This is a genomic window from Oceanimonas aquatica (genome assembly GCF_030732065.1).
In the GTDB taxonomy this organism is placed as follows: domain Bacteria; phylum Pseudomonadota; class Gammaproteobacteria; order Enterobacterales; family Aeromonadaceae; genus Oceanimonas.
In genome coordinates this window covers 127,786-153,248 of sequence record NZ_JAVBHX010000005.1, presented here as the reverse complement: position 1 = coordinate 153,248, position 25,463 = coordinate 127,786, and the positions used below count along the sequence as shown (strand labels likewise).

Here is a 25,463-nt window from a genome sequence, read left to right as displayed (position 1 = left end):
TGTGGCCGGTCCGGGCTTGGCGCGTTGCGAGCTTATGCAAGATAAATGACTACAATCACTCACTCTGCAAAATAAACGACTAAAATTGTGACTCTGTGTAGAGACAAGTTGCGGTCACTTTGCAATAATGCTCGCGTGTTTACATGGATTTAACTTTTATCGCAGAGCATGCTGCGGTAAGCGGAGGAAGAACGCATGTCTGATATGGCTGTTACCCGAGAAACCTTTGACCAGGTGATGGTGCCCAACTACGCCCCCGCCCAGAGCATTCCGGTGCGGGGCCAGGGGGCCCGGGTCTGGGATCAGCAAGGAAAGGAATTTATCGACTTTGCCGGCGGCATTGCGGTGAATTGCCTGGGCCACTGTCATCCGGCGCTGGTCAATGCGCTTAAGGAGCAGGGCGAAAAGCTCTGGCACCTGAGCAACGTCTGGACCAACGAGCCGGCCCTGCGCCTGGGCAAGAAGCTGGTGGACGCCACCTTTGCCGAGCGGGTGTATTTCTGTAATTCCGGCGCCGAGGCCAACGAGGCCGCCCTCAAGCTGGCCCGTCGTTATGCCATCGATCAGTTCGGCCCGGAAAAGACCCAGATCATTGCCTTTCAGCAGGGCTTTCATGGCCGTACCTTCTTTACCGTCACCGTGGGTGGCCAGGCCGCCTATTCCGACGGCTTCGGCCCCAAACCCGCCGATGTCGATCACGTTCCCTACAATGATCTCGAGGCACTCAAGGCCATCATGTCCAGCCGCACCTGTGCCGTGGTGATGGAGCCGCTGCAGGGCGAGGGCGGCATCATCAGCCCGGACCCCGAATTTGTGCAGGCGGTGCGCGCGCTCTGCGACCAGCACCAGGCGCTGCTGGTGTTTGACGAAGTACAGACCGGCGTGGGCCGCACCGGCGCCCTCTATGCCTACATGGATACCGGCGTGACTCCCGACATTCTTACCAGTGCCAAGGCCCTGGGCGGCGGTTTCCCCATCGGTGCCATGCTGACCCGCGCCGACATTGCCGCGTCCCTCAAGCCGGGCACCCATGGCTCCACCTATGGCGGCAATCCCCTGGCCTGTGCCGTGGCCGAGGCCGCCTTTGACACCGTTAACACCCCCGAGGTATTGGCCGGCGTCAAGGAACGTGAAGCTTGGTTCCGCGAAGAACTGGCTAAAATTAATGATAAATATCAGTGTTTCGAGGAATTTCGTGGCAAGGGCCTGCTGCTGGGCTGTGTGGTGAACGAGCAGTATCAGGGCCGCGCCAAGGACTTTCTGCAGGCCGCTTCCGAAGAAGGCCTGATGGTGCTGATCGCCGGCGCCAACGTGGTGCGCTTTGCCCCCTCGCTGGTGATCACCAAAGAAGAAGTACAGGAAGGCCTGGCCCGCTTTGAGCGCGCCGTGGCCCGGGTGGTCAACGGCTAAACGACCACCGTTATTACCGGCGGGGCAGGGGTGCCCCGCCCACATTGTCATAAGGAGTGCTGCATGCTGGTGATCAGACCCATAGAGCAGCGTGATTTCGCCATTCTCAAGCAGATCGCCGTTGAGTCCGGCCACGGTTTTACCTCGCTGCCGGTGAACGACGAGCTGCTGCAAAACAAAATCGATCACTCGGTGGCATCCTTTGCCAGCCGGGCCGGCGGCAAGGGGGAATGTCTTTACTTTTTCGTGGCCGAAGACAGCGACACCGGCGAGGTGCTGGGCACCACGGCGCTGGAGTCGGCGGTGGGGCTGTCGTCCCCCTTCTATACCTACCTGCTGGGCAAGCAGGTGCACAGTTCGCGCAAGCTGGGCATTCACAATGTGGTGGAAACCCTCACCCTGACCAACGATTACACCGGGGTCAGCGAGCTGTGCACCCTGTTTCTGCGCGAGCCCGCCCGCCACGGCCTGAACGGCCGGCTGCTGTCGAAATGCCGGTTTCTGTTTCTGGCCGAATTTCCCGAGCTGTTTGATCAGCGGGTGCTGGCGGAGATGCGCGGCGTGTCCGACGAAGGCGGCAACAGCCCGTTCTGGAGCTGGCTGCAGGAGCACTTCTTTTCCATGGACTTTCCCACGGTCGATTACCTCACCGGCATCGGTCACAAGGGCTTTATCGCCGATCTCATGCCCAAATACCCCATTTACGTCAGTCTGTTGTCCAAAGAGGCGCGGGCGGTGATCGGCAAGACCCACGACAAAACCCGCCCGGCCCTGCATATGCTGGCGGAAGAAGGCTTTTGCTGGCGCGGCTACGTCGACATTTTTGACGCCGGCCCCACGGTGGAGTGCGAGGTGCGTCATATTCGGACCATTCGCAACAGCCGCCGGCTGACGGTGCAGATCGGCCACCCGGTACAGCCGGAGCATTACCTGATCAGCAATACCCGCTTTGAGGATTTTCGCGCCCTGCTGGGCGACATGGCGGTGAACGAACAGAAAGGGCAGGCGGTGATGACCGCCGAGGTGGCGCGCCTGCTGAAGGTGGAAGACGGAGATACCGTCAGGGTAGCGGAGATGAAACGCAATGACTGAAGCCGTGCAATACATCAATGGTCAGTGGCTGGCGGGAGCGGGCGAGCAGTTCGACTCCCTCGATCCGGCCAAAAACGAGGTGGTCTGGCAGGGCGCTGCCGCCGATGCCGCTCAGGTGGATGCCGCCGTGGCCGCGGCCCGTAACGCCAGTGCCGACTGGGCCTTTCGTCCGGTGGAAGAGCGGCTGGCGCTGATCAAGACCTTTGCCGGCTTGCTGGAACAACACAAGCCGCAGCTGGCAAAACTGATCGCCCGGGAAACCGGTAAACCCGAGTGGGAGGCGCTGACCGAAGTGGGTGCCATGGTCGGCAAGGCCGGCATTTCCGAAAAGGCCTATTTCGAGCGCACCGGCACGGTGGAAAACCCCATGCCCGGTGCCCGCGCCTTTGTACGCCACAAGCCTCACGGTGTGGTGGCGGTCTTTGGCCCCTACAACTTTCCCGGTCATCTTCCCAATGGCCATATTATTCCGGCGCTGATCGCCGGCAATACGGTGGTGTTCAAGCCATCCGAACTGACCCCCATGGTGGCCCAGGAAATGGTACGGCTGTGGCATGAGGCGGGCCTGCCCGCCGGCGTGCTCAACCTGGTGCAGGGGGAAGTGAATACCGGCAAGGCGCTGGCGGCCCACGAGGGCATTGACGGCCTGTTTTTCACCGGCTCCTCTAACACCGGCAAGTTGCTGCACCAGCAGCATGCCGGCCAGCCGGGTAAAATTCTGGCGCTGGAGATGGGCGGCAATAACCCCCTGGTGGTCACCGGTGTGGCCGATGAAGACGCCGCCGTGCATGCCATTGTGCAGTCGGCCTTTATCACCTCCGGCCAGCGCTGCACCTGCGCCCGCCGCCTGCTGGTGCCGAATGGTGAAGCCGGAGACCTGCTGCTGGTGCGGCTGGTGGCGGTGACCAAAGCCATTCGTGTGGGCCAATATGACGCCGACCCCCAGCCCTTTATGGGCGCCATGATCTCCGAGCGCGCCGCCCGGGGCATGGTGGCGGCCCAGGCCCACCTGCTGGCCTTTGGTGGCGAGTCGCTGCTGATGCTGAAACACCTGCAACCGGGCACAGGCCTGGTGTCGCCGGGCATTGTGGACGTGACCGGCGTCAGTCAGTTGCCCGATGAAGAATATTTCGGCCCCCTGCTGCAGGTGATCCGTTTTAACGACTTGCCCGAGGCGCTGACCATTGCCAACCGCACCCGCTACGGCCTGTCGGCGGGACTGTTATCCGACAGCGAAGCGGACTGGGATTACTTCTATCGCCATATTCGCGCCGGCATCGTCAACCGCAACCGGCCCATCACCGGTGCCTCCAGCGCCGCGCCTTTTGGCGGCGTGGGAGAGAGCGGCAACCACAGGGCCAGCGCCTATTATGCCGCCGACTACTGCGCCTATCCGGTGGCCTCGGTGGAAGGCGACAACCTGGCAATGCCCGAGACCCTGTCACCGGGGCTGAGCTTTTAAGCGAACAAAGGAGATCGTCATGCATACGTCGGTAAAGGAACTGTTTGAGGCGCTCTGGCAGCACTACCTGACCGTGACCCCCAGCGCCCTGAAAATTCACGATCTGCTGGGCGGCGGCGAGGCCATCGTCAACGATCACGTGGCCTTTCGCACCTTTAACCACCCCAAACTCGGCTTGAATAAGCTGGCGGCCCATTTTCTGGCCCTGGGCTATGAGCAAAAGGGCGAATACCACTTCGAGGCCAAAAAGCTCTATGCCCGCCACTACGAGCATTCAGATCCGGACGCACCCAAGGTGTTTATCAGCGAGCTGTTGCTGGAGCAGTGCTCGCCCGAGCTTCAGCGCATTGTGGCCGGCTTGATCGACCAGGCCGATGAGCATCTGGCGGAGCGGGAGGATTTTCTTTATTCCGGCGCGCCCTGGCGGGTCTCTCACGCCGATTACAAAACCCTGCTGGCAGAAAGCGAGTATGCCGCCTGGCTGGCGGTGTACGGCTACCGCGCCAATCACTTTACCGTGAGCGTGAACCACCTTCAGCATTACGACAGCCTGGAGGCGGTGAACAGCGCCCTCAAGCAGGCGGGGTTCCGGCTTAACGACGCCGGCGGCGAGATCAAGGGCTCCCCCGATGTGCTGCTGGAACAGTCCTCCACCCTGGCCGACACCGCCCTGGTAACCTTCACCGACGGCGAAGCGGCGCTGCCCAGCTGTTTTTACGAGTTTGCCCTGCGCTACCCCAAACCCGATGGTGAGCTCTACACCGGCTTTGTGGCGGCCTCGGCAGACAAGATTTTTGAAAGCACCGACGCCGGCCGTAACGAAAGCTGAGTCAGGGCAGTGGCACTTCCGGCACCGCAGTGACCGGCGGTGCCATAGTGGGACGCTGGCCTTGAATCCAGGCTCCCACCATCACCAGCACCAGGGCGGCACCCGCCAGGGTCATGAAGACCGCATCCAGTGAGCCGGTGGCGGCGCGCAGATAGCCGGCCAGCAGGTTGCCCAGGGTGCCGCCCAGGCCAAAGGTCACCATGCAGGCCCCGCTTATCTGCATGGTGGCGGTGGCGGAATAGGTTTTGCTCAGCCAGCCGGCCAGAATGCCCCACATGGGAAAGTACATCAGGCCATAGCCAAAACCGGCCACCAGGGCAAAACGGGCCGGATCATACACAAACGCCAGCAGGCCAAGGGCAAAGCCGCTAAAGATCACCAGCAGGGCTACACCGTGACCCTTGCGGTCGGCCAGCCGGCCGGTGAGCAGACCGGCCACCATGCCGGTGAGGCCCACCGTGGTCCAGGTGTAACCGCCAAGGCTGGCGGCCAGCCCCTGCTGATCCAGGTAGGTATTGAGCCAGCTGGAAAAGGGCATGGTGGTAAAACCGGCCAGAAAGCAGATCAGGCAGGCCAGAAAGGCGGTGCGCTCGCGGCAGATGGTGGCGAGCAGCCTGGAGGCGGGAATACTCGGCTCGGGATCGGCGGTGGCCACGGCGGGCTTTTTCAGGCTGTTCAGCAGGCGCCAGGTCAGAACCAGTACCAGCAGGCCGGTGATGCCGGCCAGTTGCCAGGCCTGCTGCCAGCCCAGCACCGGCACCACCAGCAGGATCAGCAGGCCGTTCAGGCCATAACCCCAGGCGGTGCCGCTGGAGGCGGCCGAGAGCGCGGTGGAGCGCTGACCGGGCTGCGCATGGCGACTGATGATCTCCACGATGGCGCCCCAGCTGATGGCCGCGCTGGCGGCCAGGCAGGTCAGCGCCAGCATAATGAGCCAGGGGGTTTCAAGCTGCGCCATGGTAAACAGCAGGGCGGTAGACAGAGAGCCCGTGGCCAGTGACAGGCGGGCCGTGCCCAGGCGGGGGCCGAGCACTCCCAGCAGCATGGCGCCGGCGAGGTAGGCCAGCTGGGTGAGCGCGCCAATGGCGGCCAGATGCCAGTGGCTCAGGTGAATGGCGTCCCGCATCAGCGGTACCAGGGCGGCAAACAGAAACATGCCAAATCCATGGCTGACAATCTGATTCATTCCAAAAACAACGGCCAATCTCATCCTGAATACTCCCTGATCCGGTGATGAACTGCTGACCTGTTTATCCTGAATTCTTGCCGGCATTCGGTAAATCGATGAATATTAATATCTGCGTTCAACAAGGTTGAAATCTGACCATGCGTGACTTGCCCATCACCCTGCTGCGCACCTTTGTGGTGGTAGCGGAAACCCTCAACCTGACGGTGGCCGCCGGCCGGCTGCACCGTGCCCCCTCGACCATCAGCATGCAGCTGAGCCGGCTGGAAGATCTGGTGTCCACCGAGCTGCTGGAGCGGGGGCAATACGGGGTTCGGTTAACCCCGGCGGGAGAATTGCTGCGCTCCCATGCCCAGCTACTGCTGAACCAGCATGACCGAATACTGGGCGCCTTTCTGAACGCGGAGATCGGCGGTAAGGTGCGCTTTGGCACCCATGATCAGTACGCTACCCGCAGCCTGCCGCCGCTGCTGGAAACCTTTGTGCTCAACTACCCCGAGGTGCGGCTGGAGGTGCAGTGCGACCACCGTCCTCAGCATCTGGTGGCACTGGTGCAGCAGCGCAAGCTGGATCTGGCGCTGGTGGAAATGCCCTTGCTGTCCGATGGCGGACAGCGCCTGGGGCGGGATGATCTGGTCTGGGTTCGTTCACCCCTGCACCAGGCCCATTTGCGTGAGCCCCTGCCGCTGGCGGTGTTTGTGGAAGGCTGTTACCACAGAGATGCGGCCCTGCAGGCCCTGGAGCAATGGGAAACCCCGTTCCGGGTTGCCTTTACCAGTCAGAGCCGGGCGGGCGTGCTGGCGGCGGTACGGGCGGGAATTGGGGTGGGGGTGATCCCCCGCAGCACCCTGGAAGAGGGCCTGGTGGTGGTAGAAGAAGGCTTGCCGCCCCTGCCCAAAACCGGAACCACCCTGTTCGTGGCCGAGCAGGTGAATGAGGCCACCACCCGGCTGGCGCAAATCATTCGGGAAAGCCCGCAGTTTACCCATGCCGGGTTCGAGGCCTCTCACTGGCTGTTGCACCAGCTGGGCTGAGCGGCCTTGTTTCCTGCAAGGGGCTCTGGCTTGTTCCCCGACGGCGGGCATGGGATCATGACCGCCGTTCACTATAACCAAGGAGCCAAAGCATGAAACTGGCATTTATCGGACTGGGCGTCATGGGGTTTCCCATGGCCGGGCACCTGCAGCAGGCGGGCCATGAGGTATGTGTATATAACCGCAACCCGCAAAAGGCGGCGGACTGGGTGGCCCGCTGTGGTGGCACCAGTGGCGCCACCCCGGCCGAGGCGGCCAACAATGCCGACATGGTGATGGTCTGCGTGGGCAACGACGACGATGTGCGCTCCGTTATCTACGGCGACGACGGCGTGCTGGCCGGAATGAAAAGTGGTGCCTTGCTGATCGATCACACCACTACCTCCGCCAAACTGGCTGAGGAGCTGGCAGAAGCCGCTGGCAAGCAAAATGTGCGCTTTATTGACGCGCCCGTGTCCGGCGGTCAGCTGGGCGCGGAAAACGGCGCCCTGACCATCATGATTGGCGGCAGCGAGAATGATGTGGCCGAGGCGGCGCCGGTACTGGCAGCCTATGGCAAAAAGGTGACCCGGCTGGGGCCGGTAGGCGCCGGCCAGCGCTGCAAGATGGTCAACCAGATCTGTGTGATCGGGGCCGTGCAGGGCATTGCCGAGGGCCTGATGATCGCCCAGAAGGCCGGCCTGGATATTCCCACCCTGATTGAGGTGCTGGCCGGCGGTGCCGCCCAGAGCTGGCAACTGCAGAACCGGGCCCAGACCATGGCCGATGATCAGTTTGATTTTGGCTTTGCCGCTCAGTGGATGTACAAGGATCTGGGCATTTGTCTGGACGAAGCCGAGCAGCAAGGACTCAGGCTGCCCCTTACCGAGCATGTGCACCAGGTTTACGAGCGGCTGCTGGAGCAGGGCATGGGCCGCTGCGATTCCACCGTGGTGATTCGGGATCTGAAGTCCTGAGCCGGGCGCAAGCCTTGGCAGAGCCCGGCCCGCTCGGCTATGCTGAGCACTGCTTCGGGCGCGGCCCGGGCTCGTTACTCGCGGTAATGTGATATTTTCCGCAGTTTCCGCACAAAACAACGGCACTTGATAGCAGGCCTCAAGCCAAAGGCTTTGCTTGAGCCTCGAATTTGACTAGAGTGGGCAACCGCTTAATGCCAAGTGAGAAAGGATACCCTATGAACAAGACTCAGCTTGTCGATGCAATCGCCGCCAAGGCCGATCTGAGCAAGACTCAGGCCAAGGCTGCCCTGGAAGAAGTACTCAACGGTATCACTCAGAGCCTGAAAGAAGGTGATCCTGTTCAACTGGTGGGCTTTGGCACCTTCAAGGTTAACCACCGCGCTGCCCGTACCGGTCGTAACCCGCAAACCGGCAAGGAAATCCAGATTGCAGCGGCAAACGTGCCCGCCTTTGTGGCCGGCAAGGCGCTGAAAGACGCGGTCAACTAAGACGCGAAATCAGGACACAACAAACCCGGCCCCGGCCGGGTTTTTTTAACACTACGCTTGCCCCGGCGATCATTAGGTTGTTATAACTGAAGCAGGTCCTGTCCCGAACCAGGGAGGCTGTTATGGAAGTGAACGCAATTCGTCAGGTCGCCGTGCCGTGGGCTGGTGCCCGCGGACTGACACCGGGCCTGATGCTCACCGAGCTGCATCAGGATGTCTGGAGCGGCTGCCTGGAGCTGGCCATGGGGGTGCCGTCCGATATGGACACGCCACCGCACATTGTGTACTGGCTCAGTTTTGGCCACCTGTATGGTTATCGCGTGCTGGAAGGGGCCGATGTGCCCGAGCTGCTCGAAGACGAAGACGACGATATCGACAGCCAGATCCAGCTGATCACCCCATCCCGTTTTCTCACCTGGTTTCACCAGGAAACCCAGGGGGCCCACCTGGATGAGGACATTCAGCACTATCGCATTGCCTGCTGGGACTTTTGTGTGGACGTGCTGGCGGCTCAGCCGCCTGAAGTGTGTATCAACAAGGAGTAGCATGAAAGGCTTTATTCTGGTCGCCCATGGCAGTCGGCGGGCGGCCGCCAACGAGGAAATCGCCGGGTTTGCCCAGCGTATGACGGCCGCCATGAATGGCGGCTTTGATTTGGTGGGGTATGGCTTCTGGGAGCTGGCCGAGCCGTCTCTGGCCCAGGTGATCGACGCCCAGGTGGCCGCCGGTGCCCGGGACATTACCCTGTTTCCCTATTTTCTGGCCGAGGGCAAGCATGTGGTCAAAGACCTGCCCTCGGTGCTGGCAGAGAAGAAAGAACAATATCCGGGGGTCAAGCTCACTCAGTTGCCCCACCTCGGCGCCGTGCCCGGTTTTGATCACTGGCTGGCGGCGCAATTGCAGGCCAGTGACGACTGACGTGTATCTTTGTCTATGAAGACGAGCAACTGGTATCCAGGTTGTCATGCCCGTGGAGTGTGCATCCATGAATACGCTTCAGATGCCGGCGTGGTATGCAACATGGACCCCCGTCCCCGCCTTCGCTGGGGATGACGTTCCTGCGCGGGGGTGACGTTTCATAAAAAACGGGGCCAATCTGGCCCCGTTTTACTTTCGGCTTTCAGCTTTTATTTTGCCTGTTCCCGCGCGATCGCCCGCCAGGCGATGTCGTTGCGGAAGAACACGCCGTCCCACTGGATCTGGCGAGTCAGCTCATAGGCTTTTTGCTGAGCCTGGCTGACGCTTTCGCCCAGGGCGGTGGCGCACAGCACACGGCCGCCGGCGGTGACCAGGTCATCACCCTTGAGCTGAGTGCCAGCATGGAACACCTTGGCCCCCTCGGCCTCGGCGGGAATGCCGGTGATGGCGTCACACTGGCGATAGGCGCCCGGGTAGCCGCCGGCGGCCAGTACCACACCCACGGCGGCGCGGGTGTCGAACTCGGCGTGAGCCTTGTCCAGCTCACCCTTGCAGCCGGCCTGGCACAGTTCCACCAGATCGGACTTCAGCCGCAGCATGATGGGCTGGGTTTCCGGGTCGCCGAAACGGCAGTTGAACTCGATCACCTTGGGCTGACCGGCCTTGTCGATCATCAGACCGGCATAGAGGAAGCCCTTGTAGACATGGCCTTCTTCCGCCATGCCGCGCACGGTGGGCATGATCACCTGCTCCATGATGCGATCATGGATTTCGGCGGTCACCACGGGCGCCGGGCTGTAGGCGCCCATGCCGCCGGTGTTGGGGCCGGTGTCCTTGTCGCCCACGCGCTTGTGATCCTGGCTGGTGGCCATGGGCAGCACGTGCTCGCCGTCGACCATCACGATAAATGAAGCTTCTTCGCCGTCGAGGAATTCCTCGATCACCACCCGGCTGCCGGCATCACCAAAGGCGTTGCCTGCCAGCATGTCGCGCACCGCGGCTTCGGCTTCTTCCAGGGTCATGGCCACAATCACACCCTTGCCCGCGGCCAGGCCATCGGCCTTGATCACGATGGGGGCACCCTGCTGACGCAGGTACTCCAGCGCCGGCTCCACCTCGGTGAAGTTTTGATAGGCGGCGGTAGGAATTTGCTGGCGCGCCAGGAAGTCCTTGGTAAAGGCCTTGGAGCCTTCCAGCTGGGCAGCGCCGGCGCTGGGGCCGAAAATGGCGAGATCTTCGGCTTCAAAAGCGTCAACCACACCGGCCACCAGGGGCGCTTCGGGGCCGACAATGGTCAGCTCAACCTGCTCCTGTTTGGCAAAGGCCAGCAGGGCCGGAATGTCGTTGGCCGAGATGGCCACGTTGGTCAGCTGAGGCTCAAGCTCGGTGCCGGCGTTGCCCGGAGCCACAAAAACCCGGCTTACCTTGGGTGACTGGGCGGCTTTCCAGGCCAGGGCGTGTTCACGCCCGCCACCGCCAATAACCAATACGTTCATGCTTGTTTCCTCGCAATCAGTGGCGGAAGTGGCGCATGCCGGTGAAGACCATGGCCATGCCGTGCTCGTCGGCGGCCTGGATCACTTCCTCGTCGCGCATGGAGCCACCGGGCTGGATCACACAGCTGATGCCGGCGGCGGCGGCGGCGTCGATGCCGTCACGGAAGGGGAAGAAAGCGTCGGACGCCATCACGGAGCCCTCTACTTTCAGGCCTTCGTCGGCGGCCTTGATGCCGGCGATCTTGGCGGAGTACACGCGGCTCATCTGGCCGGCGCCCACACCGATGGTCTGGCTGCCCTTGGCATAGACAATGGCGTTGGACTTGACGAACTTGGCCACTTTCCAGCAGAACAGCAGGTCTTTCAGCTCTTCCTCGGTGGGCTGGCGCTTGGAAACCACCTTGAGGTCGGCCAGGTCGACCATGCCCTGATCCCGGTCCTGCACCAGAATGCCGCCGTTCACGCGCTTGATGTCGAGGGTGCTGGTCTGGCTGCTCCACTGACCGCATTCCAGCAGGCGCACGTTCTTCTTGTCGGCCACGGCGGCCTTGGCGTCGGCGCTGATGGAGGGGGCGATGATCACTTCCACAAACTGGCGCTCGATAATGGCGCGGGCGGTGGCTTCGTCCAGCTCGCGGTTAAAGGCGATGATGCCGCCAAAGGCGGAAGTGGGATCGGTCTGGTAGGCGCGGTCGTAGGCTTCCAGCAGATCCTTGCCCAGAGCCACACCACAGGGGTTGGCGTGCTTGACGATCACACAGGCCGGCTCAATGAATTCCTTCACACACTCCAGGGCGGCGTCGGTGTCGGCGATGTTGTTGTAGGACAGTTCCTTGCCCTGCAGCTGGGTGGCAGTGGCCACGGACGCTTCGTCAACGTTGTTTTCCACGTAGAAGGCGGCACTCTGGTGGCTGTTTTCGCCGTAGCGCAGATCCTGCTTCTTGGTGAACTGGTAGTTGACAGTGCGCGGGAACTTGGAGCCCTCGGCGGACTGGTGGTAGGCCGGAACCATGGTGCCGAAGTAGTTGGCGATCATGCCGTCGTACTGGGCGGTGTGCTCAAAGGCGGCAATGGCCAGATCGAAGCGGGTGGCCTGGCTCAGGCTGTTGCCGTTGGCATCCAGCTCGGCCAGCAGGCGATCGTAGTCGCTGGCGTTGACCACGATGGCCACATCGTTGTGGTTCTTGGCCGCGGCGCGCACCATGGTGGGGCCACCGATGTCGATGTTTTCAATCGCGTCTTCCAGGCTGCAGTCGGCCTTGGCAACGGTGTTGGCGAAAGGATAGAGATTGACCACGACCATGTCGATGGGCGCAATGCCGTGCTCGTTCATGATGGCGTCGTCCTGGCCGCGACGACCAAGAATGCCGCCGTGTACCTTGGGGTGCAGTGTCTTGACGCGACCGTCCATCATTTCCGGAAAACCGGTATAGTCGGATACTTCGGTCACGGACAGGCCTTGTTCCGCCAGCAGGCGGGCAGTGCCGCCGGTAGACAGCAGTTCCACGCCACGGGCGTGCAGCCCCTGGGCGAATTCAACAATGCCTTGTTTGTCGGACACACTCAGCAGAGCTCGGCGAATGGGTCGGGCAGTTTCCATTATGTTCTCGTTCCTTTAACGATTCATCGGGGGGTTTGGTAAAATCGGCGAACGCGACGCCACCGGCTTTACCAAACCGCCTGGTACGCCAGAACAGAAGGCGGCATATTCTACTGTATTTTGTCGCGCCATGCCGGACTATTTGGTTTGGTGTCAAGAGATTTTATGTGTAACCAACCCCGCTCAGACAGGAGGAGCGAATGTATCGCATCGGCGAGCTGGCCAGGGCCTTCGGTATCAAGACCGATACCCTGCGTTTTTATGAGAAGCAAGGGCTGCTGGTGCCCAGTTTGCGCACGCCCACGGGTTACCGGCAGTACAGTGAGGAAGACAAAAAACGCCTGCACTTTATTCTGCGCAGCAAGAAGGTGGGCTTTTCCCTGAAAGACATTGAGGAGCTGCTGGCCTTGCGTATCAGCAGCTGCGAGGTCACCTGCCGCGAGGTGAAGGCGGTGGCCGATACCAAACTGGCCGACGTGGAAGAGCGCATTCGCGAGCTGGAGCAGTTTCGCCGCTCCCTGCGACAGCTGTCTGACGCCTGCTGCGGCGGCCAGGAAAGCGCCGAGCATTGCTCCATTCTGGAAGCCCTGGACGGCCGCCTGGAGAATACCGACAATAACGCCCGTTAATGCTCACCTGAAAGGGCCGCCTGCGGCGGCCTGTCCTTGCTAACTTTTCTTCTTTTTATCGCGGGAGATCTTCAATGCGACACCACCTGGGGTGGGGACTGAGCGTGACTCAGTGGTTTGTATTTTTGCTGGCCAACGCCCTGGCGTTGCCCATCGTGCTGGGGCAGGCTTTTGGTCTCGACAGCACTGAGGTGGCGGGCCTGGTGCAGCGCACCCTGCTGGTGGTGGGGCTGAGCTCCGGGCTGCAGGCCTGGCTGGGGCACCGTTACCCCATTGCCGACGGCCCGGCCGGCTCCTGGGCCATCGTATTTGTGGTGATGGCCTACATAGGCAAGGAGCAGGGGCTGGACAGTTTCGAGACGCTGCGGCTGCTTTCCGGCGGTGTGCTGGTCGCCGGCCTTATCATGCTGGTGCTGGGGCTGGCGCGTCAGGTGCACCGGCTGCTGTTTTTGTTTACGCCCCTGGTGACCGGCTGCTTTATTCTGCTGCTGGTCATTCAGCTCGCCGGTGTGTTCGTGCGTGGTATGGTCACGGATCCGCGTACCGGCACCATGAGTCTGCCGGTGCTGCTGATTGGCCTGCTGGTGTTTCTGGGCGTCTTGCTGTGCTCTTTCAGCCGTCACAATGTGCTGCGCACCTATGCGGTGCTGGTGGGCATCGTGCTGGGCTGGCTGGCGTTCTGGCTGTTCGAGCTGTCGCCGGCCACCACAACCGACAACGCCGGTCTGGCTCTGCCCGAATTGTTTGCCTGGGGTCTGCCGCGGCTGGATGCCGGCATGCTGGTGGTGGCGGTGCTGTTCTCCTTGCTACTGTTTTCCAACCAGATAGCGGCGGTCACCGCGGTATCGGCGGTGGTGCGCGAACGACAGGGCGACGACCACGCCGTGATCAACCGCAGCAGCTGGGCGTCCGGCATCAGCCATGGCCTGGCGGGCAGCTTTGCCACCATCGCCGTGGTGCCCTTGCCGGTCACCGCCGGTTTTATTCAGTTGAGCGGTGAAGACAGGCGTGCGCCCTTTCTGCTGGCCTGTGCCTTGCTGGCATTGGTGGCGTTGTTTCCTGAAGCGGTCGGCGTGCTGTCGTTGCTGCCGGCGCCGGTGGCCAATGCGGCTCTGCTGGCCACCTTTATCAAGCTGGTCAGCCTGGCCTTTCAGCTGATCACCAAAAACGGCCTCGACAACCGGGCCAGCACCATAGTGGGCGTGGCCCTGCTGCTGGGGGTGGGCTGCATGTTCCTGCCTGCTGGCCTGTACCGTCATTTCCCGAGCATGGCGCAATACCTGCTGGGCAACGGTCTGCTGACCGGCACTTTGCTGGCGTTGGCCATGGAGCAGCTCTGGCCGAAAGGGAAGGGGTAATTATTATTCTGTGAGAAACGCCGGAATTCGATGAAGCAGCAACAGGGAGTACCGGAGCCGACCGTCACATGCCACGGAAGGCATGTGCCGAGCGTCCCAAGGAAGGGCTCGAAGCGTGTCGGCGCAGGTAGCCCTGTTGCTGCTTCTTGTTGCGGGGTTTAGAGCTTTACCGCACCACCAGCACGGCGCAGTCGGCGTGGCGCACCACCTTGGACGAGTTGGAGCCCAGCAGGTAGGTTTTGGCGCCCGGACATGAGGCGGGCATGATGATCAGGTTCACCGCCAGCTTTTTGGCCCGGGCCAGTATGGTGTCGTACACCACGCCGTGGCGTACTTCCAGCCGGCCACGATGCTCGGCCGGAATATGGCTCTGCATAAAGTCGTCCAGTTGTGCGGTGATCGCCTGATCCTGCTTTTCCAGCAGTTCTTTTGAGTAAAAGGGCGCGGCAGCGTGATGTACTCGGGACGGATTCACGTACAGCAGGTGAATGCGCCCTTGCGAATGACACAGCCGCAGTGCCGATTCCACCACCTGCGGGTACAGCTCCTGGTGCTCAAAATCGAGCGGCAGCAGTATTTCCTTGAACATGAGTCGTTACCCCATCAGTTTGTTGGGCAGCCAGGTCACGATTTCCGGCACCAGCATGCACAGGATCAGTACGCCCAGCTTGAGCAGTACAAAGGGCAGGATGGACTTGTAAATATCCATCATGGTCACCCCGGGAGGGGCGATGCCCTTGAGGTAGAAGAGTGCAAAGCCGTAGGGTGGGGTCTGCACCGCGATCTCGATATTGAGGATCATCAGAATGCCGAACCAGATGGGGTCGTAGCCCAGGCTCACCGCAATGGGGGTGAACAGGGGCGCGCAGATCAGCACGATGATCATCTCGTCGATGATAAAGCCGAGCAGCAGCATCACCACCTGCATCATGATGATGATGGCGATGGGGGGCAGATCCAGGCCGGCGGCAAAGTCGGCCACCATGCCCTGTACCCCCATCAGCAGATGAAAGTTGCTGAATACCGAGGCGCCCAGCACGATCCAGATGGCCACGCTCACCAGCAGTGCGGTTTCGGCGCCGGAGCGTTTCATCATGTTGAGCTTGAACCGCCGGTAGAGAATGGCCAGCAGCAGAGCACCCACCACGCCGATGGCGCCGGATTCGGTGGGCGTGGCGATGCCGCTGATGATGCTGCCCAGTACCAGCACAATCAGCCCCAGGGCGAGAAAGCCGTCGCGCAGGGTGATCAGTTTTTCCCGCCGGTTTTTGGGGGCGTCCAGGGCATGGCCCATGGGGGCGCGCTCCGGGTTCAGCTTGCAGGAGATCACCACGTACAGCATCAGTACGGTAATGGAGATCAGCGCCGGTACCATGGCACCGATAAACATTTTGCCCACCGAGTTCTGGGTGGTGGAGCTGAACAGGATCATGGGAATGCTGGGCGGGATCAGAATGCCGAGGCCACCGCCGGCCATGATCACCCCAAGGGCCAGCTTCTTGTCGTAGCCGCGCTCCAGCATGGGGCGCAGGGCGATGCTGCCAGAGGTCATGATGCCGGCACCAATGATGCCGACCATGGCGCCGATCATGGAGCAGACGCCGATCACGCTGATCGCCAGTGAGCCGCGGATACGGCCAATTACCAATTGGCTGGCCTTGAACATGGCATCGCCAATGCCTGAGCGGGTCAGCAACTGGCCCATGTAAATGTAAAGGGGAATGGCCAGCAGTACAAAGCTGAACAGGGTGCTTTCAATGGTGGTGGGCACTATGTTGAAGATGCCTTCGCCCCAGGTGGCGTACCCCAGCAGCATGGCCACGCCGCCCAGCGCCAGACCCACCTGGGCGCCCATGATAAAGGACACCATGACGCCCACCAGCAGCAGGCCGGTGATCAGTTCAATACTCATTGTTGTTCTTCCTCGCTCAGCAGGGGCTCACCGGTGATCAGATGCCAGGTGTCCTTGATCATGTCGGCGGACAGCTGCAGCAAAAACAGCACGGCAGCGGCGGTGACCATGATCCAGAAATGGGAGATGGACGGTGCCCACTCCGACTGGCGGGTGTAGCCGAATTCCATGGCTTCCACGGCCTTTTCCCAGCCCTTGGTGGCGATCACCAGCAGGAAAAAGCCCCCCAGCGCGTTGGCCAGCAGGTCAAAGGCATTTTTCCAGCGTTGGGACACCGCCAGATACACGATATCCACGTTGATATGGGATTTTTTCAGCTGGGCATGGGCACCGCACAGGGCACCGATGTAGCCGAACAAAAACAGCGATACGTCGTAGGCCCAGAGCGTGGGGCGGTCGAGTACGTAGCGGGAGAACACCTCAAAGGCGACGGTGCCCGCCAGCAGTGGCAGGGCCAGGGAGATGGTGTGGCTGGTGGCCGACACCAGCCAGCCGGTGGCCCTGCACCAGATACTAAGCAGAGTTTTCATGATACATCCGGGTCATACAGACTGCCCCGCAGTGCGGGGCAGTAGTGAGGTTTACTTCAGCAGTTCTACCAGGCGGGCGCTGTACTTGTCGGTCTTGCCGTAGTGGGCCCAGACCGCTTCGGCGGCGTCACGCCACTTATTCTTGTCGGCTTCAGAGGCTTCCGGGCTCCAGGTCATGCCCAGTTGCTCCATGTCGGCCACGGCTTCCTTTTCCCACAGGGCGGATTTCTCGGCCTGCTGAGTGGCGTGCCACTTGGCGGCGTTGCGCACCACGTCTTTCAGATCGTCCGGCAGTTTGCTCCAGGCGTTCTTGTTGACCAGTATCGGCAGGGCCTGGGCGCTGGAGACCGGCAGCGGGTACATGAACTTGGCCACTTCGGCGAAGTTGCCGTCGCGGTGATCGATCAGGTTGGAGCCGATGGTGCCGTCGATGACGCCGGTGGCCAGGCTGGTGTAGGTTTCACCCCAGGCCAGGTTGACCGGAGAGGCACCCAGCTCACGGAAGAAGCGGCCGTAGGCACCCGGAGCTCGAATCTTCAGGCCCTTGAAGTCTTCAATGGACTCGATCTTCTTCTTGGTGATGACGTACACGCCGGGCTGAAAGTAGGGATCCAGCCACACCAGGTTGTGACGGTCGTAGGCTTCGGTCAGCACGTCACTCCAGCCTTTTTCATGAAACAGCTGGTTCAGCTCGTCCAGGCTGCCGTTGGAGCCGGGCAGGCCTACCTCTACCACACCAAAGGGAATTTCGCCGGCGTGCATGGGCTGGAAGGGCGCGGCCATGTCCAGCAGGCCGGACTTGGTGGCGCTGATGATGCCCTTGGTGTCGACGCCTTCGCCGGCGTAGAGCATGTTGATCTTCATGCGGCCGTTGGAGTCGGCTTCAATCTTGTCGGCAAAGGATTGGTAAACATCGCCAAAGGCGGTGCCGCGGGAATAGAGATTGGTAAAGCGCCAGGTGACGTCGGCGGCCATGGCTTCCATGGTGGCTCCCATGCCGGCAACGGCAATCAGGGAAGCGGCGATCTTGGTGCGGGCAGAGCTCCAGAGTCTGGTCATGTGGTTAGTCCCTTGTGTTATCACGTTCCGTTAGTGTCGGGCGAGGCCCGAGGTTGTATTTGTTTTGGCGGGAGAAGTCTGCGGCAGGTTAACGACCGGTTAAATACAGGCGAATTCAACTTGAGTTTGATGGCAATCAAACAAAAAACGGAAAACCTTTGTTTATGTAGTGGTTAGCACCGACATCGAGCTGTTGACCAGCACAACTTGTGGCAGGAACTGTGAGTGTGATCATATTGTTATGGCCGGCGAGAGGTGCCGACCAAGGGCTCAGGGGCGGTCGAGCTGCGCTTTCAGTAATTGCAGGAACAGTTGCCGCACCCGGCTCTGGCGGCCGTGGCTGCGGGTAATGGCGGACACACCCAACAGATGGGTTTTCTGCCGGGGCAGCAGGGGCCGCAGGCGGCCGCTGTCCACCCATCGGCGGGCGTAGCTTTCGGGCAGAAAGCCGATGTACTGGCCCGAGAGGATCAGCGCCGCACGAGGCTCGTAGTGATAGGCGCGCCCGGCCAGCTGCATGCCCGCCAGCTGGGCGCTGGTTTCCGGGTTGGTGTGAATGCCGGGATGAATGAGCTTGAACTCGCCCAGACGCTTGGCAATGACCTCGTCATCCTGCTCGTCAAACAGCGGATGGCGATCGCTGCAGTAAAGAAAACAGCGCACTTGGTACAGGTGATGGTAATCCAGCCCTTCCAGATCTCTGTGGTAGTGAATAAAGCCGATGTCGGCGTCCTCACTCAGCACCCGGCGCTCGATCTCGCCCATGTAGGCCACGTCCACGCTCACGTTGACGTCCGGCGCCTGCTCGCCCAGAGCTGCGAATACTTCTACCATGGAAAACTCGTCCTCCAGCCAGATGCTGTCACTGGAGACGATTTTGAGTTCGCCACTGAGTTGCTCATGCAGCTCGTTGACGGTGTAGCGAAATTCTTCCAGCCGGCTGAACAGTCGCTTGGTGGACTCGTAAATCACCTCGCCGTCGTCGGTGAGGGAAAATCCCGAGCGGCCGCGACGGCACAGTTTGAGCTTGAGCCGGCTTTCCAGGTTGGCCATGTGCACACTGATGGTGGAGCGGCTGATATTGAGCTCGGTTTCCGCCGCCGAAAAGCCACCGCACTCCACCACCGTCTTGAACAGCTTGAGCAGGCGGATCTCGTAATCACCGATCTGGCCCAGCACGGGCCGGTTGGTCTGGCTCATAGTTTGAAATTCTTCAATGTGTATGTTGAGAGGGCATCATTTACCGGACTTTGCGCCCAGGGCTAGCATGTTGTCAAACCATGGCCCGTGCCGTTGTGGTGCCGCTCACGGCAAAACCGGAATCTTGGACTCACGGGCGCGGATGGAATCAACATGAGGCAGCCTATATGAGCATTTCTGCAGTCAACAGCACCCTGGTAAGGGAAAGCGGCCATATCGACGGTCGCTGGTGTCAGGCCGAGAGCGGCGTCACCATTGCCGTTTACAACCCCGCCAACGGCGATCCGCTGGGCCGAGTGCCCGACATGGGCGAAACCGAAACCCGCGCCGCCATCGACGCCGCCAGCCGGGCCCTGCCGGCCTGGAGCGCGCTCAACCCCAAAGAGCGTGCCCGCCTGCTGCGGGACTGGTTCGATCTGATCATCGAGCATAAGGAAGATCTGGCCCGGCTGATGACCCAGGAACAGGGCAAGCCGTTGTTCGAAACCCGGGGCGAGGTGCTGTACGGCGCCTCCTACATCGAGTGGTATGCCGAAGAAGCCAAGCGCGCCTACGGTAAAGTGTTCTCCGCACCTACCGGCGACAAGCGTGCCCTGAGCATTCAGCAGCCCATCGGCGTGGTGGCGGCCATCACCCCCTGGAACTTCCCCAACGCGATGATCACCCGCAAGCTGGCTCCGGCGCTGGCGGCCGGTTGCACCACAGTGGTCAAGCCCTCGGAAGAAACCCCGTTTTCCGCCCTGGCGCTGATGGCACTGGCCGAGCAGGCGGGCATTCCCGCCGGCGTGATCAACATGGTGACCTCGAGCCAGGCCGCCGTGGTGGGTAGCGTGCTGACCAGCGATGCCCGCGTGCGCAAGCTGTCGTTCACCGGCTCCACCCGGGTGGGCAAGCTGCTCTACGGCCAGAGCGCCGACACCGTGAAAAAGCTCAGCCTGGAGCTGGGGGGCAATGCGCCCTTTATCGTGTTTGACGATGCCGACCTCGATGCCGCCGTGACCGGCGCCGTGATCTCCAAGTTCCGCAACGCCGGCCAGACCTGTGTCTGTGCCAACCGCATCCTGGTACAGGACGGCATTTACGACGAGTTCATGGCCCGCTTCAAGGCCGAAGTGGAGAAGTTCGTGATCGGCAACGGTCTCGACGCTGCCACCACCCTGGGTCCCGTGATCAACAAGGCCGCCGTCGACAAGGTGGCCGGCATGGTGGACGCGGCCCTGACCGAGGGCGCCGATCTGGTAACCGGTGGCCGTCGCCACGAGGCTGGCGAGCTGTTCTACGCCCCGACCATTCTGGGCAACGTGACGCAGCAAATGGCCATTGCCAACCAGGAAATCTTTGGTCCGGTTGCGCCGGTCATTCGCTTCAGTGATGAGGCCGAGGCCGTGGCCATTGCCAACGACACTCCCTATGGCCTGGCGGCCTATTTTTATACCGAGAGCCACAGCCGTATCTGGCGCGTCGCCGAGCAGCTGGAATACGGCATGATCGGCATTAACGAGGGCATTCTGTCCAACGAAATCGCTCCCTTTGGCGGCGTGAAGGAGTCGGGCCTGGGTCGGGAAGGCTCCGCCGAGGGCCTGGCCGATTACATGGAAACCAAATATCTGTGCATGGGCGGCATTCGCTGAGCAGCAAAGACAGGAGAATTATCATGAGCAAGAATCAGCAACTTCAGCAGCGCAAGGACGCCGTCTTTGCCCGCGGCATGGGCAACATGGCCCCCGTGTATGTGGACCACGCCAAGAACAACGAAATCTGGGACGTGGACGGCAACCGTTTTATCGACTTCGCCGCCGGCATCGCCGTGGTCAACACCGGCCACAGTCACCCGCGCATTGTGGCGGCGGTGAACGAGCAGCTGCAGCGCTTCAGCCACACCTGCGCCATGGTCACCCCCTATGAGAGCGCCGTCGAGCTGGCCGAGCGGCTGGTGGAACTGGCCCCGGGCAACAGCGCGAAAAAGGCCATTTTTGTCACCACTGGTGCCGAAGCGGTGGAAAACGCGGTGAAAATTGCCCGCGCCCACACCAGGCGCAGCGGTGTCATCGCCTTTAACGGCGGCTTTCACGGTCGTACCAACCTGGCCATGGGCCTGACCGGCAAGGTCGCTCCCTACAAGGCCGGCTTTGGTCCTTTCCCGGGCGAGATCTACCACCTGCCGTACCCGAATGCCTATCACGGCGTGACCGAAGAGCAGTCCCTCAAGGCCCTGGACGAGCTGTTCCACTGCGATATCGAGCCCGGCCGGGTCGCCGCGCTTATCATCGAGCCGGTACAGGGTGAGGGCGGCTTCTACCCGGCACCGCCGTCTTTCCTGCAAAAGCTGCGCACCCTCTGTGATCAGCACGGCATTGTGTTGATCTGTGACGAAATCCAGACCGGTTTTGCCCGTACCGGCCGACTGTTCGCCACCGAATACGCCGGCATCGAGCCGGATCTGATGACCATGGCCAAGGGCATTGCCGGCGGTTTCCCGCTGTCTGCCGTGGTCGGCAAGGCCGACATCATGGACGCCGCCAACCCGGGCGGCCTGGGTGGCACTTACGCCGCTTTTCCGCTGGCTTGCGCCGCCGGCCTGGAAGTGCTGAACATCATTGAAGAAGAGCAGCTGTGCGACAAGGCCCTGGCCATTGGCGAGCTGATGAATAAGCGCCTGTGCGAGCTGCAGGCCAAGCATCCTCACCATATCGGCCAGGTACGCAACCTGGGCGCTATGGTGGCGATGGAGCTGGTGCACAATGGGGATGTGGATCAGCCCAACCCTGAACTGACCAAGGCCGTGGTGGCCAGGGGCATTGAGAAGGGCGTGATTTTGTTGTCTTGCGGTGTGCGCGGCAATGTCATTCGCTTCCTGCCGGCCCTGACCTCACCGCTGGACGTGGTAAGTGAAGGTCTGGACTTGCTTGAGCAGGTGCTGTCCGAGCTCATCTGAGCCGGAGAATACGTCGATGTCAAAGTTATTTGGCGGGCCTTGTGCCCGCCTTTTTTATTGCTCGACTCGACGGCAGCCGGTCTCCCGCCAGATGACAGTAATGTCATGGTGATGTCAGCCTTTCGTCAGTGCCTCCTTGTTATGCTTTCTGCCGTTCACAAAGCCCACTCAAATCCGCGAGGAAACACCATGCGTAAGTTCAGCACCCTGATGATTGCCCTGACCACTGTTCTGATGCTGCCCCAGGCGGCGCTGGCCGTTGAGAGCCAGGCGCCGGCCCGGGTTTGCCTGAGCCAGACCAATATGGGCACCGACGGTAACGATCTGTTCCATGCCAAACTGGCCCAGCGCCGCGCCGAGAAAACCGGCAGCACCGAACAGGAATGTGTACCTGCCCGCGTCTTTATCAATGGTGGCAGCAACGGGACCGATGGGGTGGATCTCCATCAGGACCGCATGAGCCGCCAGGCGTCCGGCGATGCCGCCAACCTGGGCTTCGAGGCCAGGGTGTATCTTTCCAAAGGCAATATGGGAACGGATGGCGTCGACCTGCTTCAGCGTCGCCTGGCCGACGATTCCTGAAGGCGGTTGTAACGCCGACACCGGCACCGCAAAATAAAGTGGTTGACCTTACCGTGGCGGTAACCCCGATACTGGGTACTGATTACCACACTGATTGAGGAAACCACCATGATTACCCTGACGATTCCCGACATGACCTGTGGCCACTGTGTAGGCGTGATTTCCGGCATTCTGACCGAGCTGGATCCGGACTGTGAGCTCAACTTCGAGCTGGCCACCCGCAAGGTGAGCATCAGCTCCAGCCTGCCCCGGGAAGAGATTATCGAGGCGCTGAGCGACGCCGGTTACGACTGCGAGTAAAGCGGAGGCGGCCATGACCACTAAATCAGCAGAACTGCGTTTGCCCATCGAGGGCATGAGCTGCGCGTCTTGTGTCTCCCGGGTCGAAAAGGCCCTGAGCGGTGTGTCGGGGGTGCGTTCGGTCAGCGTAAATCTGGCGTCCGGCAGCGCCGAACTGGCGCTCGACAAGGGGGCGGCTACGGGCGAGCTGGTGGCGGCGGTGGAAAAGGCCGGTTATGGCTGCCCCAGCGAGCAGCTGGAGCTGGTGATTGGCGGTATGAGCTGTGCGTCCTGCACCGGCCGGGTGGAAAAGGTGCTGCGCCGGCTGCCGGGCGTGCTATCGGCCACTGTGAATCTGGCCGCCGGGCGAGCATATGTTGAGCTGCTTGCCGGCAGTCAGGATATCAGCGCCCTGAGTGCCGCAGTGGAAAAAGCCGGTTTTACCGCCGAGGCTGCCGATGATGCCCCCAAATCCAATAAGAACGACGACCATGAGCGGGAACAGCACTCACTGAAACGTTCGTTGTTAACGTCGGCCGTGCTCACCCTGCCGGTGTTTGTGCTGGAAATGGGCTCCCACTTTGTGCCCGGCATGCATCACTGGGTTGAAGCCACGCTGGGGCAGTCCCTGAACTGGCAGATTCAGTTTGTGCTGGCCACCCTGGTGCTGTTCGGCCCGGGGTTGTTGTTTCTGAAAAAAGGCTTGCCGGCGCTGCTGCGCGGCGCATCCGAGATGAATTCCCTGGTGGCGCTGGGGGGGCTGGCGGCCTGGGGCTATTCCACCGTGGCCACCTTTGCCGGTCACTGGCTGCCCGCCGGCAGCCGCCAGGTCTATTTCGAGGCGGCGGCGGTGATCGTCACCCTGATTTTGCTGGGGCGATTTCTCGAGGCCCGGGCCAAGGGGCGCACCGGCGAGGCCATTCAGAAATTGCTTGGCCTGCAGGCACCGACGGCCCGGGTGGAGCGGGATGGCAGCACTGAAGACATTCCCCTTGAGCGGGTCAAGGTCAAGGACAAGGTGCGGGTTCGCCCGGGGGAGCGTATTCCGGTGGACGGCACCGTGATAGACGGCAGTTCCTGGGTGGACGAGTCCATGCTCACCGGCGAACCCGAGCCGGTAGAAAAGGGTGAGGGCGATGAGGTCACCGGTGGTACCGTCAACAACAAAGGCTCCCTGCTGGTGCAAGTCACGCAGGTAGGCAAACAGACCCGGCTGGCACAGATCATTCGCATGGTGGAGCAGGCCCAGGGGGCCAAGCTGCCCATTCAGGCGCTGGTCGACAAGGTCACGGCCGTGTTTGTGCCCGTGGTCATGAGCCTGGCATTGCTCACCTTTGTGCTCTGGTGGTGGCTGGGGCCGGAGCCGGCGCTCAGCTTTGCCCTGGTCAACGGGGTGGCGGTGCTGATCATCGCCTGCCCCTGCGCCATGGGGCTGGCCACGCCCACCTCCATCATGGTGGGCACCGGCCGGGCCGCCGAGCTGGGCGTTTTGTTTCGCAAGGGAGAAGCGCTGCAGGCCCTGCGTGCTGTCAAGGTGATCGCCTTTGACAAGACCGGCACTCTGACCGAAGGCAAGCCCGAGCTGACCGATCTGGAGACCGCCGACGGGGTGGAGAAGGACGGCGTGCTGGCGCGAATCGCCGCGGTGGAGCAGCGCTCCGAGCACCCCATCGCCGAGGCCCTGGTGGCGGCGGCGAAAGAACGCAACCTGAACCTGCCCGAGGTGAGCGAGTTTGATACCGTCACCGGCATGGGCGTCAGGGCAAAGGTCGATGGTGTACGGGTGGAGGTGGGGGCGGACCGCTATCTCAAGTCCCTGAATATGGACCTCTCGGTGTTTGCCGACACCGCCAAAAGGCTGGCCGGTGAGGGCAAAACGCCGCTGTATGCCGCCATCGACGGCCAGCCGGCGGCCATTCTGGCGGTGGCCGACCGGGTCAAGGAAGGCAGCCCCGAGGCCATTGCCGCGCTGCATGAACAGGGGCTCAAGGTGGCCATGATCACCGGCGACAACAAGGGCACGGCCCGGGCCATTGCTGATGAGCTGGGCATTGATGTAGTGGAAGCCGAGGTCATGCCCGACGGCAAGGTGGAGGCGCTCGAACACCTGCGCCAGCAGCACGGCACAGTGGCCTTTGTGGGCGATGGCATCAACGACGCCCCGGCGCTGGCGGCGGCGGACGTGGGCTTGGCCATCGGCACCGGCACCGACATTGCCATCGAGTCGGCACAAGTGGTGCTGATGCGCGGTGATTTGCGCTCCGTGCCTCAGGCGCTGGCCATCAGCCATGCCACCCTGCGTAATATTCGCCAGAACCTGTTCTGGGCCTTTGCCTATAACGTGTGTCTGATCCCGGTGGCCGCCGGTGTGCTCTACCCGGCCTTTGGCCTGCTGCTGTCGCCCATGCTGGCCGCCGGCGCCATGGCGCTGTCGAGCGTGTTCGTGGTCAGCAACGCCCTGCGGTTGAAGCGGTTTTCGCCCACTGGCCAGGGAGCGTCATAACT

Annotated in this window: 24 protein-coding genes; 16 read left to right on the top strand and 8 right to left on the bottom strand. The window is 61.7% G+C overall.

Translation table 11 applies throughout. The features are described 5' to 3' along the window. Positions 1-195 precede the first annotated feature (195 nt). The 4 genes from Q9290_RS09055 (at position 196) to Q9290_RS09040 (ending at position 4,793) form a co-directional block, all read left to right on the top strand. Positions 196-1,410 (top strand): aspartate aminotransferase family protein, encoded by a 1,215-nt coding sequence (locus Q9290_RS09055; protein ID WP_306079326.1) that lies wholly within the window; start codon positions 196-198, stop codon positions 1,408-1,410. Positions 1,411-1,473: 63 nt separating this feature from the next. Then, the gene (gene astA / locus Q9290_RS09050; RefSeq protein ID WP_306079325.1) at positions 1,474-2,502 is read left to right on the top strand and encodes an arginine N-succinyltransferase; all 1,029 of its coding nucleotides are present in this window, start codon (positions 1,474-1,476) and stop codon (positions 2,500-2,502) included. Next, the gene (gene astD, locus Q9290_RS09045; protein WP_306079324.1) at positions 2,495-3,964 is read left to right on the top strand and encodes a succinylglutamate-semialdehyde dehydrogenase; all 1,470 of its coding nucleotides are present in this window, start codon (positions 2,495-2,497) and stop codon (positions 3,962-3,964) included. Before astA ends, astD begins: the two co-directional genes overlap by 8 nt. Before the next feature lie 19 nt (positions 3,965-3,983). Beyond that, a complete protein-coding gene (locus tag Q9290_RS09040) occupies positions 3,984-4,793 on the top strand; it encodes a DUF1338 domain-containing protein (RefSeq protein ID WP_306079323.1) in 810 nt (269 codons plus the stop codon). A 1-nt stretch (position 4,794) separates the two neighbouring features. Here the strand turns inward: Q9290_RS09040 and Q9290_RS09035 are convergent, their stop codons facing one another. Then, positions 4,795-5,979 carry an MFS transporter gene (locus Q9290_RS09035; protein ID WP_306079322.1) on the bottom strand — a complete coding sequence of 395 codons (1,185 nt, stop codon included), beginning with the start codon at positions 5,977-5,979 and terminating at the stop codon, positions 4,795-4,797. A gap of 140 nt (positions 5,980-6,119) precedes the next feature. Between Q9290_RS09035 and Q9290_RS09030 the strand changes: the two genes are divergently transcribed. The 5 genes from Q9290_RS09030 (at position 6,120) to Q9290_RS09010 (ending at position 9,378) form a co-directional block, all read left to right on the top strand. Then, positions 6,120-7,013, top strand: a complete 894-nt coding sequence (locus tag Q9290_RS09030; RefSeq protein WP_306079321.1) for a LysR family transcriptional regulator — start codon at positions 6,120-6,122, stop codon at positions 7,011-7,013. Positions 7,014-7,105: 92 nt separating this feature from the next. After that, on the top strand, positions 7,106-7,969 hold the full coding sequence (locus Q9290_RS09025) for an NAD(P)-dependent oxidoreductase (protein ID WP_306079320.1): 864 nt from the start codon (positions 7,106-7,108) through the stop codon (positions 7,967-7,969). A gap of 218 nt (positions 7,970-8,187) precedes the next feature. Beyond that, positions 8,188-8,460: a nucleoid-associated protein HU-alpha gene (hupA, locus tag Q9290_RS09020; protein ID WP_306079319.1), complete on the top strand. Its 273-nt coding sequence runs from the start codon at positions 8,188-8,190 to the stop codon at positions 8,458-8,460. Positions 8,461-8,582: 122 nt separating this feature from the next. Beyond that, positions 8,583-9,005, top strand: coding sequence for a hypothetical protein (locus Q9290_RS09015; protein WP_306079318.1), 423 nt, complete (start codon positions 8,583-8,585; stop codon positions 9,003-9,005). Between the two features lies 1 nt (position 9,006). Then, the gene (locus Q9290_RS09010) at positions 9,007-9,378 is read left to right on the top strand and encodes a sirohydrochlorin chelatase (RefSeq protein WP_306079317.1); all 372 of its coding nucleotides are present in this window, start codon (positions 9,007-9,009) and stop codon (positions 9,376-9,378) included. 209 nt (positions 9,379-9,587) lie between these two features. Here Q9290_RS09010 and purD read toward each other — a convergent pair whose 3' ends face one another. Further along, the gene (gene purD / locus Q9290_RS09005; protein WP_306079316.1) at positions 9,588-10,874 is read right to left on the bottom strand and encodes a phosphoribosylamine--glycine ligase; all 1,287 of its coding nucleotides are present in this window, start codon (positions 10,872-10,874) and stop codon (positions 9,588-9,590) included. 16 nt (positions 10,875-10,890) lie between these two features. Further along, positions 10,891-12,474 carry a bifunctional phosphoribosylaminoimidazolecarboxamide formyltransferase/IMP cyclohydrolase gene (gene purH, locus Q9290_RS09000; RefSeq protein WP_306079315.1) on the bottom strand — a complete coding sequence of 528 codons (1,584 nt, stop codon included), beginning with the start codon at positions 12,472-12,474 and terminating at the stop codon, positions 10,891-10,893. A 200-nt stretch (positions 12,475-12,674) separates the two neighbouring features. Here purH and zntR point away from each other — a divergent pair, with 200 nt between their 5' ends. Both zntR and Q9290_RS08990 read left to right on the top strand, forming a co-directional pair. Further along, entirely contained in the window at positions 12,675-13,103 is a 429-nt protein-coding gene (zntR, locus tag Q9290_RS08995; RefSeq protein WP_306079314.1) for a Zn(2+)-responsive transcriptional regulator, read from the top strand. Positions 13,104-13,177: 74 nt separating this feature from the next. After that, positions 13,178-14,461: a purine/pyrimidine permease gene (locus Q9290_RS08990; protein ID WP_306079313.1), complete on the top strand. Its 1,284-nt coding sequence runs from the start codon at positions 13,178-13,180 to the stop codon at positions 14,459-14,461. Positions 14,462-14,627: 166 nt separating this feature from the next. Here the strand turns inward: Q9290_RS08990 and Q9290_RS08985 are convergent, their stop codons facing one another. The 5 genes from Q9290_RS08985 to Q9290_RS08965 all read right to left on the bottom strand — a co-directional run bounded on the left by Q9290_RS08985 (position 14,628) and on the right by Q9290_RS08965 (position 19,162). After that, complete coding sequence (locus Q9290_RS08985) at positions 14,628-15,050, bottom strand: universal stress protein (RefSeq protein WP_306079312.1); 423 nt, start codon at positions 15,048-15,050, stop codon at positions 14,628-14,630. Positions 15,051-15,056: 6 nt separating this feature from the next. Then, entirely contained in the window at positions 15,057-16,373 is a 1,317-nt protein-coding gene (locus Q9290_RS08980; RefSeq protein ID WP_306079311.1) for a TRAP transporter large permease, read from the bottom strand. Further along, complete coding sequence (locus Q9290_RS08975; RefSeq protein WP_306079310.1) at positions 16,370-16,903, bottom strand: TRAP transporter small permease subunit; 534 nt, start codon at positions 16,901-16,903, stop codon at positions 16,370-16,372. Before Q9290_RS08975 ends, Q9290_RS08980 begins: the two co-directional genes overlap by 4 nt. Before the next feature lie 51 nt (positions 16,904-16,954). Next, the gene (gene dctP / locus Q9290_RS08970) at positions 16,955-17,962 is read right to left on the bottom strand and encodes a TRAP transporter substrate-binding protein DctP (protein ID WP_306079309.1); all 1,008 of its coding nucleotides are present in this window, start codon (positions 17,960-17,962) and stop codon (positions 16,955-16,957) included. A 270-nt stretch (positions 17,963-18,232) separates the two neighbouring features. Continuing rightward, the gene (locus Q9290_RS08965) at positions 18,233-19,162 is read right to left on the bottom strand and encodes a LysR family transcriptional regulator (RefSeq protein ID WP_306079308.1); all 930 of its coding nucleotides are present in this window, start codon (positions 19,160-19,162) and stop codon (positions 18,233-18,235) included. A 167-nt stretch (positions 19,163-19,329) separates the two neighbouring features. On the opposite strand from Q9290_RS08965, the gene Q9290_RS08960 reads away from it, so the two are divergent. The 5 genes from Q9290_RS08960 to Q9290_RS08940 all read left to right on the top strand — a co-directional run bounded on the left by Q9290_RS08960 (position 19,330) and on the right by Q9290_RS08940 (position 25,461). After that, entirely contained in the window at positions 19,330-20,793 is a 1,464-nt protein-coding gene (locus Q9290_RS08960) for an NAD-dependent succinate-semialdehyde dehydrogenase (RefSeq protein WP_306079307.1), read from the top strand. Positions 20,794-20,816: 23 nt separating this feature from the next. Beyond that, positions 20,817-22,097 carry a 4-aminobutyrate--2-oxoglutarate transaminase gene (gene gabT, locus Q9290_RS08955; protein ID WP_306079306.1) on the top strand — a complete coding sequence of 427 codons (1,281 nt, stop codon included), beginning with the start codon at positions 20,817-20,819 and terminating at the stop codon, positions 22,095-22,097. Positions 22,098-22,286: 189 nt separating this feature from the next. Then, positions 22,287-22,679, top strand: a complete 393-nt coding sequence (locus Q9290_RS08950; protein ID WP_306079305.1) for a hypothetical protein — start codon at positions 22,287-22,289, stop codon at positions 22,677-22,679. 108 nt (positions 22,680-22,787) lie between these two features. Further along, the gene (locus Q9290_RS08945) at positions 22,788-22,979 is read left to right on the top strand and encodes a heavy-metal-associated domain-containing protein (protein WP_306079304.1); all 192 of its coding nucleotides are present in this window, start codon (positions 22,788-22,790) and stop codon (positions 22,977-22,979) included. 13 nt (positions 22,980-22,992) lie between these two features. Continuing rightward, positions 22,993-25,461 (top strand): heavy metal translocating P-type ATPase, encoded by a 2,469-nt coding sequence (locus tag Q9290_RS08940; protein WP_306079303.1) that lies wholly within the window; start codon positions 22,993-22,995, stop codon positions 25,459-25,461. Positions 25,462-25,463: the final 2 nt, after the last annotated feature.

What these genes read in the sequence shown, in the direction of transcription:
- Q9290_RS09055 (WP_306079326.1), top strand. Translation starts at nt 196, where the DNA reads ATGTCTGATATGGCTGTTACCCGAGAAACCTTTGACCAGGTGATGGTG.
- astA (WP_306079325.1), top strand. Translation starts at nt 1,474, where the DNA reads ATGCTGGTGATCAGACCCATAGAGCAGCGTGATTTCGCCATTCTCAAG.
- astD (WP_306079324.1), top strand. Translation starts at nt 2,495, where the DNA reads ATGACTGAAGCCGTGCAATACATCAATGGTCAGTGGCTGGCGGGAGCG.
- Q9290_RS09040 (WP_306079323.1), top strand. Translation starts at nt 3,984, where the DNA reads ATGCATACGTCGGTAAAGGAACTGTTTGAGGCGCTCTGGCAGCACTAC.
- Q9290_RS09035 (WP_306079322.1), bottom strand. Translation starts at nt 5,979, where the DNA reads ATGAATCAGATTGTCAGCCATGGATTTGGCATGTTTCTGTTTGCCGCC.
- Q9290_RS09030 (WP_306079321.1), top strand. Translation starts at nt 6,120, where the DNA reads ATGCGTGACTTGCCCATCACCCTGCTGCGCACCTTTGTGGTGGTAGCG.
- Q9290_RS09025 (WP_306079320.1), top strand. Translation starts at nt 7,106, where the DNA reads ATGAAACTGGCATTTATCGGACTGGGCGTCATGGGGTTTCCCATGGCC.
- hupA (WP_306079319.1), top strand. Translation starts at nt 8,188, where the DNA reads ATGAACAAGACTCAGCTTGTCGATGCAATCGCCGCCAAGGCCGATCTG.
- Q9290_RS09015 (WP_306079318.1), top strand. Translation starts at nt 8,583, where the DNA reads ATGGAAGTGAACGCAATTCGTCAGGTCGCCGTGCCGTGGGCTGGTGCC.
- Q9290_RS09010 (WP_306079317.1), top strand. Translation starts at nt 9,007, where the DNA reads ATGAAAGGCTTTATTCTGGTCGCCCATGGCAGTCGGCGGGCGGCCGCC.
- purD (WP_306079316.1), bottom strand. Translation starts at nt 10,874, where the DNA reads ATGAACGTATTGGTTATTGGCGGTGGCGGGCGTGAACACGCCCTGGCC.
- purH (WP_306079315.1), bottom strand. Translation starts at nt 12,474, where the DNA reads ATGGAAACTGCCCGACCCATTCGCCGAGCTCTGCTGAGTGTGTCCGAC.
- zntR (WP_306079314.1), top strand. Translation starts at nt 12,675, where the DNA reads ATGTATCGCATCGGCGAGCTGGCCAGGGCCTTCGGTATCAAGACCGAT.
- Q9290_RS08990 (WP_306079313.1), top strand. Translation starts at nt 13,178, where the DNA reads ATGCGACACCACCTGGGGTGGGGACTGAGCGTGACTCAGTGGTTTGTA.
- Q9290_RS08985 (WP_306079312.1), bottom strand. Translation starts at nt 15,050, where the DNA reads ATGTTCAAGGAAATACTGCTGCCGCTCGATTTTGAGCACCAGGAGCTG.
- Q9290_RS08980 (WP_306079311.1), bottom strand. Translation starts at nt 16,373, where the DNA reads ATGAGTATTGAACTGATCACCGGCCTGCTGCTGGTGGGCGTCATGGTG.
- Q9290_RS08975 (WP_306079310.1), bottom strand. Translation starts at nt 16,903, where the DNA reads ATGAAAACTCTGCTTAGTATCTGGTGCAGGGCCACCGGCTGGCTGGTG.
- dctP (WP_306079309.1), bottom strand. Translation starts at nt 17,962, where the DNA reads ATGACCAGACTCTGGAGCTCTGCCCGCACCAAGATCGCCGCTTCCCTG.
- Q9290_RS08965 (WP_306079308.1), bottom strand. Translation starts at nt 19,162, where the DNA reads ATGAGCCAGACCAACCGGCCCGTGCTGGGCCAGATCGGTGATTACGAG.
- Q9290_RS08960 (WP_306079307.1), top strand. Translation starts at nt 19,330, where the DNA reads ATGAGCATTTCTGCAGTCAACAGCACCCTGGTAAGGGAAAGCGGCCAT.
- gabT (WP_306079306.1), top strand. Translation starts at nt 20,817, where the DNA reads ATGAGCAAGAATCAGCAACTTCAGCAGCGCAAGGACGCCGTCTTTGCC.
- Q9290_RS08950 (WP_306079305.1), top strand. Translation starts at nt 22,287, where the DNA reads ATGCGTAAGTTCAGCACCCTGATGATTGCCCTGACCACTGTTCTGATG.
- Q9290_RS08945 (WP_306079304.1), top strand. Translation starts at nt 22,788, where the DNA reads ATGATTACCCTGACGATTCCCGACATGACCTGTGGCCACTGTGTAGGC.
- Q9290_RS08940 (WP_306079303.1), top strand. Translation starts at nt 22,993, where the DNA reads ATGACCACTAAATCAGCAGAACTGCGTTTGCCCATCGAGGGCATGAGC.